This is a genomic window from Actinosynnema sp. NPDC023658, assembly GCF_040639995.1.
Lineage (GTDB): Bacteria > Actinomycetota > Actinomycetes > Mycobacteriales > Pseudonocardiaceae > Actinosynnema.
The window spans coordinates 1-14,213 of sequence record NZ_JBFAAX010000133.1; the positions used below are offsets into that span (position 1 = coordinate 1).

General features: G+C 71.9%; 8 protein-coding genes and 1 pseudogene. 6 read left to right on the top strand and 3 right to left on the bottom strand.

The window, feature by feature from the left end:
• Positions 1-210 (bottom strand): annotated as a pseudogene (locus AB0G02_RS16880) (hypothetical protein); the annotation flags it as partial.
• 274 nt (positions 211-484) lie between these two features.
• Between AB0G02_RS16880 and AB0G02_RS16885 the strand changes: the two are divergent.
• From AB0G02_RS16885 to AB0G02_RS16895, 3 genes are all read left to right on the top strand, one after another.
• The gene (locus tag AB0G02_RS16885) at positions 485-3,121 is read left to right on the top strand and encodes a valine--tRNA ligase (protein WP_360794680.1); all 2,637 of its coding nucleotides are present in this window, start codon (positions 485-487) and stop codon (positions 3,119-3,121) included.
• Positions 3,118-4,482, top strand: coding sequence for a folylpolyglutamate synthase/dihydrofolate synthase family protein (locus tag AB0G02_RS16890; RefSeq protein WP_360794683.1), 1,365 nt, complete (start codon positions 3,118-3,120; stop codon positions 4,480-4,482). The genes AB0G02_RS16885 and AB0G02_RS16890 overlap by 4 nt, the downstream gene beginning before the upstream one ends.
• An 83-nt stretch (positions 4,483-4,565) precedes the next feature.
• Positions 4,566-4,916, top strand: coding sequence for a DUF4233 domain-containing protein (locus AB0G02_RS16895; protein ID WP_360794700.1), 351 nt, complete (start codon positions 4,566-4,568; stop codon positions 4,914-4,916).
• Between the two features lie 206 nt (positions 4,917-5,122).
• On the opposite strand, the gene AB0G02_RS16900 is transcribed toward AB0G02_RS16895, so the two are convergent.
• Positions 5,123-5,353, bottom strand: coding sequence for a hypothetical protein (locus AB0G02_RS16900; RefSeq protein ID WP_360794686.1), 231 nt, complete (start codon positions 5,351-5,353; stop codon positions 5,123-5,125).
• Positions 5,354-5,850: 497 nt separating this feature from the next.
• On the opposite strand from AB0G02_RS16900, the gene AB0G02_RS16905 reads away from it, so the two are divergent.
• The 3 genes from AB0G02_RS16905 to ndk all read left to right on the top strand — a co-directional run bounded on the left by AB0G02_RS16905 (position 5,851) and on the right by ndk (position 13,804).
• Positions 5,851-7,395 carry an alkaline phosphatase D family protein gene (locus tag AB0G02_RS16905; protein ID WP_360794689.1) on the top strand — a complete coding sequence of 515 codons (1,545 nt, stop codon included), beginning with the start codon at positions 5,851-5,853 and terminating at the stop codon, positions 7,393-7,395.
• 128 nt (positions 7,396-7,523) lie between these two features.
• Positions 7,524-13,046 carry a pullulanase-type alpha-1,6-glucosidase gene (pulA, locus tag AB0G02_RS16910; RefSeq protein WP_360794692.1) on the top strand — a complete coding sequence of 1,841 codons (5,523 nt, stop codon included), beginning with the start codon at positions 7,524-7,526 and terminating at the stop codon, positions 13,044-13,046.
• A gap of 347 nt (positions 13,047-13,393) precedes the next feature.
• Positions 13,394-13,804: a nucleoside-diphosphate kinase gene (gene ndk / locus AB0G02_RS16915; protein ID WP_360794694.1), complete on the top strand. Its 411-nt coding sequence runs from the start codon at positions 13,394-13,396 to the stop codon at positions 13,802-13,804.
• A 52-nt stretch (positions 13,805-13,856) separates the two neighbouring features.
• Here the strand turns inward: ndk and AB0G02_RS16920 are convergent.
• On the bottom strand, positions 13,857-14,213 hold a 357-nt coding region (locus AB0G02_RS16920; RefSeq protein ID WP_360794697.1), incomplete at its 5' end, for a GNAT family N-acetyltransferase.

Consider the following 14,213-nt stretch of genomic DNA (forward strand, 5'->3'; position numbering starts at 1 on the left):
GCGCACCACCCACCCCGACACGAACCCCGCCCCCCCCCCCAGCCCCCCCGCCCCCGCGACCCCCACCCCGCCCCAGACCCGCCGCCGCGGCCGGCGCGGCAACGACCGCAGCCGCCGCAACCGCGCCTCGCGCTCGGCCCGCCGCACGGCGTCGCGCACCCACTTGCGGTCCTGCAGGTCGGGGTGGTCCTCGATCCGGTACTCGTCCACGTTCCCCCCACTCGCCAAGCCCTACCGAAGGCGTTACCAGCTCCCGGTCGGGAAGTCGATACGGACCGTCACCGCGGGTACGACGTCCCCGCGCGTGCCGCCCGACGCGCCCGGACCACCTCCCCACCCCGAGTCCGGACCCCACGTGCAAGCGCTCGTCGGACCCCGCTCCCCACCACCACCCGTCGTGCTCCCCGCGAGGCGCGTCACACGTCGGAACCGCTAGCAGGTATCTGATTAGAAGTCGATACCCGCACCTCCGTAGACTTCCACCGTGACTGAGACCCCCACCGCACCGCAGCGCTCCGAACTCCCACCGGCCTGGAACCCGGCGGAGGTAGAGGCCGGGCTGTACGAGCGGTGGGTCGAGCGCGGTTACTTCACGGCCGACGCCTCCAGCGACAAGCCGCCGTTCTCCATCGTGCTGCCGCCGCCGAACGTCAACGGCAGCCTGCACATGGGCCACGCGCTGAACCACAGCATCATGGACGCGCTCACCCGCCGCCGGCGCATGCAGGGCTACGAGGTGCTGTGGCTGCCCGGCACCGACCACGCCGGCATCGCCACCCAGACCGCCGTCGAGCGCGACCTCGCCGGCGAGGGCAAGTCCCGCCACGACGTCGGCCGCGAGAAGTTCGTGGAACGCGTCTGGGAGTGGCGCGACGAGGTCGGCGGCCGGATCCTCGGCCAGATGCGCCGCCTCGGTGACGGCGTCGACTGGAGCCGCGTCCGCTTCACCATGGACGAGGGCCTGTCCCGCGCCGTCCAGACGATGTTCAAGAAGCTCTACGACGACGGCCTCATCTACCGCGCCGAGCGCATCATCAACTGGTGCCCGCGCTGCCAGACCGCGCTGTCCGACATCGAGGTCGACCACTCCGAGGACGAGGGCGAGCTCGTCTCCATCCGCTACGGCACCGGCGAGAACTCGATCGTCGTCGCCACCAGCCGCGCCGAGACCATGCTGGGCGACACGGCCGTCGCCGTGCACCCCGAGGACGAGCGCTACCAGCACCTCATCGGCACCGAGGTCGAGGTGCCCCTGACCGGGCGCGTCGTGCCGATCGTCGCCGACGAGCACGTCGACCCCAAGTTCGGCACCGGCGCGATCAAGGTCACCCCCGCGCACGACCCGAACGACTTCGAGATCAGCCGGCGCCTCGACCTGCCCGCGCTCACCGTCATGGACGGCCGCGGCGTGATCACCGCGCACGGCCCGTTCGAGGGCCTGGACCGCTTCGAAGCGCGTCCCGCCGTGGTCGCCGCCCTGCGCGCCGAGGGCCGGATCGTGGCCGAGAAGCGCCCGTACCTGCACTCGGTCGGCCACTGCTCGCGCTGCGACACGGTCATCGAACCGCGCCTGTCGCTCCAGTGGTGGGTCAAGGTCGCCCCGCTGGCCGAGGCCGCCGCCGCCGCCGTTCGCGACGGCCGCACCACCATCCACCCGCCGGAGCTGGCCAAGCGCTACTTCGACTGGGTCGACAACCTCAACGACTGGTGCATCTCCCGCCAGCTGTGGTGGGGCCACCGCATCCCCGTCTGGTACGGCCCGAACGACAAGGTCATGTGCGTCGGCCCCGACGACGAGCACCCCGGCGAGGGCTGGGTGCAGGACGAGGACGTGCTCGACACGTGGTTCTCGTCCGGCCTGTGGCCGTTCTCCACCCTCGGCTGGCCCGAGCAGACCGACGACCTGGCCAAGTTCTACCCGACCAGCGTCCTGTCCACCGGCTACGACATCCTGTTCTTCTGGGTCGTCCGGATGATGATGTTCGGCCTCTACGCGATGGACGGCAAGCAGCCGTTCGACGACGTGTTCCTGCACGGCCTCATCCGCGACCAGTACGGCAAGAAGATGTCGAAGTCGCGCGGCAACGGCATCGACCCGATCGACTGGATGGACACCTACGGCGCCGACGCCACCCGGTTCACCCTGCTGCGCAGCGCCAACCCCGGCTCCGACCTCGCGCTGGCCGAGGAGTGGGCCGCCGGGTCGCGCAACTTCACCACCAAGCTGTGGAACGCCTCCCGGTTCGCCCTGAACAACGGCGCCACCGTCGACCGCCCCCTGCCGCCGCGCGACGAGCTGACCGACGCCGACCGCTGGATCCTCGACCTGCTCGACGGGCTCGTCACCGAGGTCGACGGCCAGTTCGAGTCCTTCCAGTTCGCCAAGCTCAGCGAAGCGCTCTACCACTTCACCTGGGACGAGTTCTGCGACTGGTACCTGGAGCTGGCCAAGGTCCAGCTGGCCGAGGGCGGCACCCGCGCCGAGGCCACCCAGTCCGTGCTCGGCCACGTCCTGGAAGTGCTGCTGCGCCTGCTGCACCCCCTCACGCCGTTCATCACCGAGACGCTGTGGACCACGCTGACCGGCGGCGAGTCGCTCGTCGTCGCGGACTGGCCCAAGCCCAGCGGCGTCGAGCGCGACGCCGTCGCCGCGCAGCGCATCGAGGGCCTCAAGAAGCTCGTCACCGAGATCCGCCGGTTCCGCTCCGACCAGGGCCTCAAGCCCGCGCAGAAGGTCGCGGGCAAGGTGCGCGGCGCGTGCTGCGTCGACCTGCTGGAGCAGGTGCCCGCCGTGCTGTCGCTGACCCGCATGACCGAGCCCGGCGACGACTTCTCCGCGAGCGCCTCCATCGACGTCGGCCTGCCCAAGGGCACGGTCAAGGTCGAGCTCGACCTGTCCGGCGCCATCGACGTCGTGGCCGAGCGCAAGCGGCTGGCCAAGGACCTCGCCGTGGCCGAGAAGGAACGCGCCCAGTGCGAGGGCAAGCTCGGCAACGCCTCGTTCCTGGACAAGGCGCCCGCCGAGGTCGTCACCAAGATCCAGGCCCGGCTGGAGGCCGCCAACGCCGAGATCGACCGCATCCACGCGCGGCTCGACTCCCTGCCGCAGGACAACTCGTGACCGGCTTCGGGACGGGCGCGCTGGAGGAGCTGCGCCAGGTCGAGTCGGAGCTGAACACGCGCTGGCCCGAGACCAAGATCGAGCCCAGCCTCGACCGCATCCGGGCGCTGGCCGACATCCTGGGCGACCCGCAGTCGACCTACCCCGTCGTGCACGTCGGGGGGACGAACGGCAAGACCTCCACGTCCCGGATGATCGACGCGCTGTTCACCCGGATCGGCCTGCGCACCGGCCGCTACACCAGCCCGCACCTCCAGCTCGCGACCGAGCGGATCAGCGTCGACGGCGCCCCGATCAGCCCCGAGCGGTACGTCGAGATCTACCGCGACGTCGAGCCGTACCTGTCGCTGGTGGACGCGCGCACCGACGTGCCGATGAGCAAGTTCGAGGTGCTCACCGGCATGGCGTTCGCCGCGTTCGCGGACGCCCCGGTCGACGTCGCCGTGGTCGAGGTCGGCATGGGCGGGTCCTGGGACGCCACGAACATCGCGGACGGCCGGATCGCCGTGATCACCCCCATCGGGCTCGACCACGTCGAGTACCTGGGCGGCGACCTGGCGGGCATCGCGCAGGAGAAGGCCGGGATCATCAAGCCCGGCGCGGTCGCGCTGCTGGCCAAGCAGGAAGCCGCCGTCGAGCAGGTGCTGCTGCGGCGCTGCGCCGAGGTGGACGCCACCGTCGCCCGGCTCGGGTCCGAGTTCGGCGTCACCGCGCGCGACGTCGCCGTGGGCGGGCAGATGCTGCGGTTGCAGGGCCTGGCCGGCGAGTACGACGAGGTGTTCCTGCCGCTGCACGGCGCGCACCAGGCGGCGAACGCGGCACTGGCGCTGGCCGCCGTGGAGGCGTTCTTCGGCGCGGGCGCCGACCGGCAGCTCGACATCGACGCCGTGCGCGAGGCGTTCGCGACCGTCAGCTCGCCCGGCCGGCTCGAACGCGTCCGCTCCGCGCCGACCGTGCTGGTCGACGCGGCGCACAACCCGCACGGCGCCGAGGCGCTGGCCAAGGCGCTGGACGAGGAGTTCGGCTTCCGCAAGCTGGTCGCCGTGGTCGGCGTCATGCAGGACAAGGACGCCGTCGGCATCCTCAGCGCTCTCGAACCGGTCGTGCAGGAGGTCGTGCTGACCTCCAACTCCTCGCCCCGGGCGATGGACCCCGACCTGCTGGCCGGCGTGGCGATCCCGATCTTCGGCGAGGACCGGATGGTCGTGCAGCCGCACCTGGACGACGCGATCGAGGAGGCCGTGCGGCTGGCCGAGGAGAGCGACGACGGCGACATCATGTCCGGCGGCGGCGTCGTGGTGACCGGCTCGGTCGTCACGGCGGGCGACGCGCGGGCCCTGTTCGGCAAGGAACCCTCGTGACCTCTGCCGAGCCCCCCGAGGACACCCCCGTGCCCGACGCCGTCCCCGCGCCGAAGGCGGTTCCCGCGCCGAAGAAGGACCCGATGAAGTCCTTCCGCGGCATCATGGCGGGCACGCTGATCCTGGAGGTCATCGTCGTCGCCCTGGCCCTGCCGGTGGTGGCGAAGCTGGGCGGCGGTGTCGGCACGGGCACCGGCTACCTGGTGCTCGGGCTGATCGTCGCGCTGATCGGCACGTGCGCGCTGCTGAAGCGCCCGTGGGCCGTGTACGTGATCGTCGCGATCCACGCCGTGATGGTGGCGTCGTGGTTCGCCCTGACCGCGCTCGGCGGCATCGGCATCGTCTTCAGCCTGGTGTGGGTGTACCTCCTGTGGCTGCGGCGTGACGTGGCCAAGCGAATGGCCGAGGGCCGGCTACCGAGCCAGCAGCGGTAACCCGTCCGACGCCGTCCCGTCCCCTGCGACTGGTCCCAGGGGACGGCTGCGAGCTCGTGCCCCTGGCCGTCGGTGCTGAAGGCTGGGCGTTGGTACCGAAGGCTGGGCGTCGGTACTGAAAGCGGGCGTCGGTAGACCGTTGGTCTTGGTTCGGGCGTTCCGCTGCAGTGGCGGGCCGTCCGTTCTCCCGGCTCGCCCCCCAGGCGTCAGCTCTGGTGGACCAGCCGGTCAGGCGCAGTCTTGGTGTCGAGCCAGGCCCTGGCCAGCTCGCCTGCCGCGGCCCGGAACACGCCGTCGCGGTTGCCGTCGTCGGGCGTGACGGTCTCCGACCGCTTGTCCAGCACGAGGTACCGATCCACGCCGCCGTCGGTGTGGAACCGGTAGCGCGCCTCGGCTTCGGTCTCGTTCTCCTTGTGCAAGTACACGAGCGTCGCCATGACGATCACCTCCAAGGCTTGCTGTAGTCCTCTGGCTGCGGCGTGACGTGGCCAAGCGGATGGCGGAGGGTCGGCTGCTGCCCAGTCAGCAGTGGCACCCCGTCCGACGCCAGTCCCACCCTGCGAGTGGTCCCAGGGGTGGCTGGCGGGCTCGTGCGGCTGGCCGTCGGTGCGGTCCTGCGGCTCGCGGTGGTGGCGTTCGGTCGGTCGCGCGAGGCTGGTCGCTGGTCGTGCGAGGGCGGCGGTCGGTGGAGGGGCGGAGCTGTCGGTTGACGGAGGCTGGCTGTCGGTGATGGAGGCTGGGCGTCGGTAGGCGTCGGTAGGCGTTGGTTGTGGGGTGGGTGGTCCGCTGCCGTGGTGGGGCCGTCCGTTTTTCCCGGCTAACGGGAGAAACGCGGTTCAGGTTGTTCCCGGTTGCACCATTCGCCCGTCCGAGTGGCACCCGGCGTGGGGGTGGCGTTCACCCGCGGTTCGCGTCGGGGGATTACAAACCGGCCATGAGCGATGGTGTGGTGGACCGGCGGACGTTGTTGCGGGCCGGGGCAATCGGTGCGGCTGCGGCGTTCGTGCCGGCCGGGGTGGCGTTGGCGCGGGGTGGCGAACGGCCGGTGCTCACGCACGGCGTGCAGTCCGGTGACGTGACGTTCGACGGCGGCCTGGTGTGGACGCGGGCCGACCGGCCGTCGCGGATGCTGGTCGAGGTGTCGTCGGACCCGTCGTTCCGGCACGCGAGGACCGTGCGCGGACCGTTGCTGACGCCCGAGACCGGCGGCACGGGCAAGGTGCGGTTGCGCGGCCTGCCCGGCGGTCGGGAGGTGCACTACCGGGTCACCGCCGAGGACCTGGACGGGCGCACCCGCAGCGAGGCCGTGACGGGCAGCTTCCGCACCGCGCCGCTCGGCCGCGAGGACGTGCGGTTCGTGTGGTCCGGTGACGTGGCCGGGCAGGGGTGGGGCAGCAACCCGGACCTGGGCGGCATGCCGATCTTCGGCGCGATGGCCGCCCGTCGTCCCGACTTCTTCCTGCACAGCGGCGACACGGTGTACGCGGACGGCCCGTTGCAGGAGTCCGTGGTGCTGCCCGACGGGCGGGTGTGGCGCAACCTCGTCACGCCGGAGAAGCTGAAGGTGGCCGAGACGCTGGACGAGTACCGCGGCCAGTTCGCCTACAACCTGCTCGACCCGCAGTACCGCGCGTTCGCCGCGCGGGTGCCGATGGTCGTGCAGTGGGACGACCACGAGGTGACCAACAACTGGTACCCCGGCGAGGTCCTGACGCTGCCGCAGTACACCGAGAAGCGGGTGGACGTGCTGGCCGCGCGGGCGTTCCGGGCGTTCCACGAGTACCAGCCGATCGACCCGCGGCAGGCGGTGGACGGTCGGGTGTACCGGAGCTTCCGCCACGGTCGGCACGTCGAGGTGTTCGTGCTCGACATGCGGTCGTACAAGGACGCGAACACCGCGCCGCGCGACGGCCGGGGTGTCGTGCTCGGTGACGCCCAGGCGCGCTGGCTGGTGGACGCGCTGGACCGCAGCAGCGCCACCTGGAAGGTCGTCGCCGCCGACCTGCCGATCGGCCTGACCGTTCCGGACGGCACGGACATCGAGGGCGTCGCCAACGGCCTGCCGGGCACGCCGGGCGGGCGTGAGCACGAGCTGGCGTGGGTGCTGGGCGAGCTGAAGCGGCGGCGCGTGCGCAACACGGTGTGGTTGACGGCGGACGTGCACTACACGGCCGCGCACCACTACTCGCCGGACCGGGCGGCGTTCCAGGACTTCGACCCGTTCTGGGAGTTCGTGTCCGGGCCGCTGCACGCGGGCGCGTTCGGGCCCAACGCGCTCGACCCGACCTTCGGTCCCGAAGCGGTGTTCGTGCACGCGCCGCCGACGGCGAACACCTCTCCGATGGACGGTTTCCAGCACTTCGGTGAGGTCGAGGTGTCGCGGGACGGCGAATTGACCGTGTGGCTGCGCGACATCAGCGGCGCGGCGCTGTGGAGCAAGACCCTCCGACCGCAGCCGCGGGGCGGCTTGCCGCGCTAGGCGCAAGGATCTGCAAGGAGTTGCAGCCTTCTGGGCCTTGTCCGCCCGAGACCGTCGTGGTTTTGTGCACTCCGTCCCGGCTCCCCGCCGGGGCGGGGTTGCAAATTCTTGCGACAAGGAGGTCGCTGATGCGTCGGGCCGTCGCCGCGCTCATCGCCCTGGCCGTTGTGCCATTCGTCCCACCCGCCGCCGCCGGTGCCGCGCCCGGAGCCGGGAGGCTCGCGGTCGGCGCCGTCACCGACCTCGCGCCGGGTGTCCGGGGCGGTGACCGAGCGCTGGCCAAGGACGCGTTGCGGGCCGACCTCACGGGTGAGCGGTTCTACTTCGTGATGCCCGACCGGTTCGCCAACGGCGACCCGCGCAACGACCGCGGCGGCACGAGTGAGCCCGACCGGCTCAAGACCGGCTACGACCCCGCCGACAAGGGCTTCTACCACGGCGGCGACCTCAAGGGCCTGCGCGACAAGATCGACTACCTGGACGGCATGGGCATCACCGCGATCTGGATGACCCCCATGTTCCGCAACCGGTGGGTGCAGGGTTCCGGCGCCGACGTCTCGGCCGGCTACCACGGCTACTGGACCACCGACTTCACCGAGCTCGACCCGCACTTCGGCACGACCAACGACATGCGGCGGCTCATCCAGGACGCGCACCGCCGCGGCATCAAGGTGTTCTTCGACATCGTCGCCAACCACACCGCCGACCTGATCGACTACGCCGAGGGCGAGCACGACTACGTCAGCACCGGCGCGCAGCCGTACCTGGACGAGCAGGGCAACCCGGTCGACATCTCGACTATCGCGGGTCGGGAGCCGTTCCCGAAGCTCACCGGGCCGTACACGCCGGTCGTCACGGGCGAGAAGACCCCGGCCTGGCTGAACGACCCGCAGCTCTACCACAACCGCGGCGACTCGACGTTCAGCGGCGAGTCCAACGAGTACGGCGACTTCTTCGGCCTCGACGACCTGATGACCGAGCACCCGACGGTCGTCAAGGGCATGAAGCGGATCTTCACCAGCTGGATCGACACGCTGGGCATCGACGGCTACCGGGTCGACACGGTCAAGCACGTCAACATGGAGTTCTGGCAGAGCCTCGCGCCGCACGTGAAGCGGTACGCGGCGATGCGCGGCAAGAAGGACTTCTTCGTCTTCGGCGAGGTGTTCGACGCGGACCCGGCGTTCACCTCCCGCTACACCACCACCGGCCGGATGCAGGCCACGCTGGACTTCCCGTTCCAGAGCGGTGCGGCGACGTTCCTGTCCGGCGGCGGCGCGGCCCGGCTCGGGGAGGTGCTGGTGGACGACGACCGGTACACCGACGCCGACTCCAACGCGTCCTCGCTGCCGACGTTCCTCGGCAATCACGACATGGGCCGCATCGCGTGGATGCTCCGGCAGGGCCGTCCGGGCATCTCCGAGGCGGAGCTGCTGGACCGGCTGGAACTGGGCAACGCCCTGCTGTACCTGTGGCGCGGCAACCCGGTCGTCTACTACGGCGACGAGCAGGGTTTCGCGGGCACGGGCGGCGACAAGCTGGCCCGCCAGGACATGTTCGCCTCGAAGACCCCCGAGTACGCCACCGAGGACCTGGTCGGCAGCGACCGCACCGGCGCGGTCGACAACTTCCGCACCGACCACCCGCTGTACCGGCAGCTGAAGGACCTGGCGAAGTTCGTCGACGCCGACCCGGTGTGGCGTGACGGCAACCAGGCGCTGCGGCTCGCCCAGGGTGACGTGATCGCGTTCAGCCGCACGGGTCGCACGCAGCAGGTCGAGCACCTGGTCGTGGCCAACGCGGGCACCGCGCCCGCGACCGTCGAGGTCCCGGTGTCCGGCAAGGGCTACCGGCCGGTCTGGCCGGCTGCGGGCTCGCAGGTCAACGCGACGGGCGGCAAGGTCACCGTGACCGTGCCGGCGCTGTCCGCCCTGGTGCTCAAGTCCACCGGCAAGCTGCCGTCCGCCGCTCCCGCGCCGACGCTGGTGGCGCCCGCGACGGGGACCGTGCTCGACGACCGGGTCGAGCTGCGCGCCGACGGCATCACCTCGCCGTACGCGCAGGCCACGTTCGCCGCGCGGGTCGAGGGCGAGCGCGACTGGCAGGTGCTCGGCACCGACGACGCCGCCCCCTACCGGGTGTTCGCGGACCTGGCGACGTTGCCGGGTGCGGCGGCCGGCAAGAACGTCGAGCTGCGGGTGGTCGCCAAGGACGCGAGGGGTTCGCTCGGCGCGGACGGCGTGAAGGTCGGCCTGGTGGCCGCGCCGGTGGTCGAACCGCCGGGCGCGGTGTCGTCGGACTGGCTGGTCGTGCACTACAACCGCCCGGCGGGCGACTACGACGGGTGGGGCCTGCACGTGTGGGGCGACGTCGAGAACGCGCCCACGTGGGACGCTCCGCTGCCGTTCGCCGGTGAGACGCCGTACGGCCGGTTCGCGTGGGTCAAGCTCAAGCCCGGCGCGCGCTCGGTCGGCATCATCGCGCACCGGGGCGACGTGAAGGACACCGACGGCGACCGGTTCGTCGACCCGAGCGCCACGCCCCAGGTGTGGTTGCGCCAGGGCCAGTCCGCCGTGCACGCCGGCGAGGTCGCCGCGACCGGTCAGGCGGTGATCACGCACACCGGTGACGCGACCGGTCTCGTGGTCCGCGCCGGCGGTGTCGACCACCCGTTCACCGGGGGAGTGGCGACGGTGCCGGCGACTGCGCCGGTCGAGTTCTCCGTGCTGCGCGGTGACGCGGTCGTCGCCTCCGGCCGCACGGACGGCCACGCGTGGGTCGGCGGCGACCGGGTGTACGCGAGCCTGGCCGCCGCGCAGAACCGCGCGGTGATCCACTACAACCGGCCCGACGGCGACTACAGCGACTGGACGCTCTACCACTGGACCGGGTCGCTGGAACCGAGTCCGGGCTGGACGCAGTCACGTGCGCCGGACGGCGTGGACGGGTTCGGCGTCTACTGGTCGGTGCCGCTGGAGCCGGGCGCGGCGGGGCTGAACAACATCATCCACAAGGGCGACGCCAAGGATCCCGGCCCCGACCAGTTCCTCGACGTCACGGCCACCGGCTACGAGGTCTGGTACGTCTCCGGCTCCACCAAGGCGGACGGCTCGATCTCCTACGTGCTGCCGCCCTCGGGCGGGGAGGGCGTGGACGACGACCTGACCAAGTCCAAGGCGATCTGGGTGTCGAAGGACCTGGTGGTGTGGGACGTGCCGGTGGTGCCGTCCGACGGCTACCGGATCGAGTACGACGGCAAGGTGCTGCGGCTGGAGCCGTCGTCGGACGCCGTGCCCGCGAAGTTCCCGCACCTGCGCGGCAAGCCGGTGTTCAAGGTGCGTGACGGCGGCCGGTTGGACGAGGCGCTGCGCGGCAAGCTGTCCGCCGTGCACGTCGACGCCAACGGCGGCCTGCGGCACCGGACGGGCGTGCAGGTCGCCGGTGTGCTGGACGACCGGTTCGCCGCCGCCGCGTCCCCGCTGACCTACGGGCCCACGTTCGACGGCGACCGCGTGACCACGCGGTTGTGGGCGCCCACGGCGTCCTCGGTGAAGCTCCAGGTGTTCGACCACCCCGGCGGCACCGCCGCGACCGTGCCCATGACCCGGGACGACGCGTCCGGCTCGTGGTCGGCGTCGGGGGCGTGGAAGGACAGGTTCTACCTCTACGAGGTGACGGTCGCCGGCCGCACGGTCACCGTGACCGACCCGTACTCGGTGGCGCTGGCGGTGGACTCGACGCACTCGCAGTTCGCCGACCTCGGGGACGCGCGCACCATGCCCGCCGGCTGGGCCGGCCACGTCGCCCGCGGCCTGGACGGCGACCCGACCGAGCACGGCATCACCGAGCTGCACGTCCGGGACTTCTCCATCGGTGACACGTCCGTCCCGGAAGGCGACCGGGGCACGTACAAGGCGTTCACGCACACGTCGTCCGCCGGCATGGCGCACCTGCGCGAGCTGGCCGCCGCGGGCCTGGACACGGTCCACCTGCTGCCGACGTTCGACATCGCGACCATCCCGGAGAAGCGCGCCGACCAGCAGCGGCCGGCGTGCGACCTGGCGTCGCTGCCCGCGGACTCCCCGGCGCAGCAGGAGTGCGTGTCCGCAGCCGCCGCGAAGGACGGCTTCAACTGGGGCTACGACCCGTTCCACTACGACGTGCCCGAGGGCTCCTACGCCACGGACGGCGCGCAGACCGGGTGGGCGCGCTCCGAGCAGTACCGCGAGATGGTGAAGTCGTTGCACGACAACGGCAACCGCGTGGTGGTCGACGTGGTCTACAACCACACGGCCGCCGCCGGTGACGCGCCGACGTCCGTGCTGGACAAGGTGGTGCCCGGCTACTACCAGCGGCTCGACCTCGACGGCGCGGTGGCGAACTCCACCTGCTGCGCCAACACCGCGACCGAGAACGCCATGATGGGCAAGCTCGTCGTGGACTCCGCGGTGCGGTGGGCCCGGTGGTACAAGGTCGACGGGTTCCGGTTCGACCTGATGGGCCACCACCCGAAGGCGAACATCCTGGCCGTGCGCGCGGCGCTGGACGCGTTGACCGTCGAGAAGGACGGCGTGGACGGGCGCAACATCCGCATCTACGGCGAGGGCTGGGACTTCGGCGAGGTCGCGGGCAACGCCCGGTTCGAGCAGGCCACGCAGGCGAACATGGCGGGGACGGGCATCGGCACGTTCAGCGACCGGCTGCGTGACGCGGTGCGCGGCGGCGGTCCGTTCGACGGCGACCCGCGCGTGCAGGGGCTCGGGTCGGGGCTCGCGGGCGACCCGAACGGCGCACCGGCCAACGGCGACGTGGCGGCGCGGCTGGCGAACTACACCGACCTGGTGAAGCTGGGCATGGCGGGCAACCTGGCGTCCTACCGGTTCCAGTCCACCTCCGGCGGCGTCACCACGGGCCGTGACGTGTCGTACAACGGCTCACCCGCCGGTTACACGGGCACGCCCGCCGACGTGATCACGTACGTCGACGCGCACGACAACGAGACGTTGTTCGACTCGCAGACCTACAAGCTGCCGGTGGGCACGTCCATGGCCGACCGGGTGCGGATGCAGAAGGTCGCCTTGGCGCCGGTGCTGCTCGGTCAGGGCCAACCGTTCCTGCACGCCGGCACGGAGTTCCTGCGCTCGAAGTCGTTGGACCGCAACAGCTACGACTCGGGCGACTGGTTCAACCGCTACGACCCGTCGTTGCGGGACAACGGTTTCGCCCGCGGCCTGCCCCCGGCGGCGGACAACGCGGACAAGTGGCCCTACGCCGCACCGCTGTTGGCCAACGGCGCTCTCAAGCCCTCGCCGGCCGACATGCGCACCGCTCTCGGCAACACCCTGGAGCTGCTGCGCATCCGCGCGTCCTCGCCGCTGTTCACCCTGAACGACGCGGCGCTCGTGCAGCAGAAGCTGTCGTTCCCGACCGCCGAACCGGGTCTCGTCGCGGCCCTGCTGGACGACGCGGCGGGCCCGGACACCGACCCGGCCCTCGACGCCGTCCTGGTGATCGTCAACCCGTACCCGACGGCCAAGTCCGTCGCGGTGCCGGGCGCGTGGCGGAACCACCCCCTGACCACCGACAAGGCCGTGGTGGCCGAAGGCACGATCACCGCCCCGGCCCGCTCGGTGGTGGTGCTGACCCGCTGACGACCGGGCCGGCCCGACGCGCGACCGGACGTCCTCGGCGCGCAGGACGCGGAACCCCCCCCCCCGCGCGCCCAGCACATACACCCCCCCCCCCCCCCCCCCCCCCCCCCACCCCGCCCACCACCCCCCCCGCCCCGCCCCGCGCCCGCCCGACCGCGGCGCCCCGCACGCGGAACCCCCGCGCCTGCGCGCCGAGCACTTCCACCCCGACCCCCGCCTCCCCGACCCCGATCCGCTCCGACAGCACCCCCCCGGAGCGGCTTCCCGGTGGTCACGGCCGGCGCTCGCGCAGCTCCGGCTACCCTTGACCGAGTCGCACAAGCCCGTACGAAGGAGTACCGACCGCCGTGAGCGAGCGCACCCTGGTCCTGGTCAAGCCCGACGGCGTCAGCCGCGGCCTGGTCGGCGAGGTCATCTCCCGCATCGAGCGCAAGGGCCTGCACCTGGCCGGCCTCGAACTGCGCACCGTGGACCGCGCGACGGCCGAGCAGCACTACGCCGAGCACGACGGCAAGCCGTTCTTCGCGGACCTGGTCGAGTTCATCACCGGCGGTCCGCTGGTGGCGATGGTGGTCGAGGGCACGCGGGCGATCGCGGCGTTCCGCCAGCTCGCCGGCGGCACCGACCCGGTCGAGAAGGCCACCCCCGGCACGATCCGCGGCGACTTCGGCCTGGAGGTCCAGTTCAACCTGGTCCACGGCTCGGACTCGCCGGAGTCGGCCGAGCGCGAGATCAAGCTCTGGTTCCCGAACCTCTGAGCCGATCGTCCGAACGGCCCGGGACCCGCGTGGTCCCGGGCCGTTCGCGCGCTCAGCCCGCCCGTCGGTAGCGCGGCGGCGACGAACCCGGGCCTCCGGGGGCCGAGCCGTGCAGCACGACGCCCTCGCGGTGGCCCAGGGGCAGGTACATGCGGACGTCGTCGAACCGGGCGTCACCGACGGCGATCACGTTCGGCAGGCGGCCCCACTCGCGGAAGCCCAGGCTCTCGTACAGCTCGATCGCGCCGTGGTTGTTGCCGCGCACCCCGAGCGTCAACACCTCCAGCCCGGCCGCGCGGGCGTGCTCGACCACCGCGCCCACCAACCGCGAGCCCAGCCCCAGGCCGCGCGCCGCCGGGTGAGCCGTGACCCGCCGCACCTCGGCCATGTGCCCGAACACCTCGCTGTC

What these genes read in the sequence shown, in the direction of transcription:
- AB0G02_RS16895 (WP_360794700.1), top strand. Translation starts at nt 4,566, where the DNA reads ATGAAGTCCTTCCGCGGCATCATGGCGGGCACGCTGATCCTGGAGGTC.
- AB0G02_RS16900 (WP_360794686.1), bottom strand. Translation starts at nt 5,353, where the DNA reads ATGGCGACGCTCGTGTACTTGCACAAGGAGAACGAGACCGAAGCCGAG.
- AB0G02_RS16905 (WP_360794689.1), top strand. Translation starts at nt 5,851, where the DNA reads ATGAGCGATGGTGTGGTGGACCGGCGGACGTTGTTGCGGGCCGGGGCA.
- pulA (WP_360794692.1), top strand. Translation starts at nt 7,524, where the DNA reads ATGCGTCGGGCCGTCGCCGCGCTCATCGCCCTGGCCGTTGTGCCATTC.